This window comes from Moorena sp. SIO3I6, assembly GCF_010672095.1.
The window spans coordinates 1-1,022 of the sequence record NZ_JAAHHU010001748.1; the positions used below are offsets into that span (position 1 = coordinate 1).

Consider the following 1,022-nt stretch of genomic DNA (forward strand, 5'->3'; position numbering starts at 1 on the left):
AGGTGTTGCAGCAGATTATTCAGGAGGTTCACCGGGTGCTTAAACCAGGAGGAGTGTTTACCCTGGTGGATTTGCACAAGCCAACTAATGTTTTGTTTTGGCCAGGGTTAGCGGTATTTATGTGGTTATTTGAGACCCAGACAGCTTGGCAATTACTAGAGACTGACTTGGTCAAGGGGCTTGAGCAAGTGGGGTTTAAGGTATGCGATCGCTCCTTGTACGCAGGTGGTAGTTTACAGGTGATTCAGGTCACTAAAGGGTAAACGCCGACACTAACCAAAAAACCTCCCCTGCACCCAACGCCAAAGGCGAACAACCTTCTACCTTCAACCTTCAACCTTCAACCTTCTACCTTCTACCTTCTACCTTCTACCTTCTACCTTCAACTTTAAACATACCCTACACCTAACCCCAAAGGCGAACAACCAAATAACCTTCAACCATACAGCCCACCTACATATTCCCCATAACCGTTGTAAGGTAGGGTAGGTCGTTTTTCCCAGGATAAGTTAGGACCGCTACTGATGAATCTTTCTGTCGCTTGTGACCATCTCGGGTGAGGCTTATTGGGGTTAACATTTGCCTCAAAGTCATATTCATAGGAATTAATAGTATTCCAGTAAGTAGCTGGCTGGTTAGCTAAAAACTCTACTTTGACTATAGATTTTGCTCCTTTAAAACCATATTTCCAGGGCACTACCATGCGAATAGGAGCACCATGCTGCTTGGGTAATAGATGACCGTAAATACCAATAGCAAAAAATGCTAGTTCGTTAGCCATTTCCTCAACACTTAGACCTTCCGTATAAGGCCAAGGTAATGAACCAAGGTGTATGCCTGGACCAGTAGTAATTTTGCGGTCATAGTAGGAGGTAAATCGCACAAATTTAGCCTCTGAAGTAGGTTCTACTGCTGTCATCAGCGCTTTCATGGGAAATCCGATCCAGGGTAGCACCATTGACCACGCCTCTACACAGCGGAAGCGATAGATCCGCTCTTCGATGGGAAATTTAGTTTGCAGA

Annotated in this window: 1 protein-coding gene and 1 pseudogene; one reads left to right on the forward strand and one right to left on the reverse strand. The window is 45.1% G+C overall.

What is annotated here, in order from left to right; all coding sequences use genetic code 11:
* Positions 1–263 (forward strand): annotated as a pseudogene (locus F6K49_RS52820) (SAM-dependent methyltransferase); the annotation flags it as partial.
* Positions 264–436: 173 nt separating this feature from the next.
* Here the strand turns inward: F6K49_RS52820 and msrP are convergent.
* Positions 437–1,022 (reverse strand): protein-methionine-sulfoxide reductase catalytic subunit MsrP (gene msrP / locus F6K49_RS52825; protein WP_293111113.1); only part of this gene is annotated, 586 nt, incomplete at its 5' end.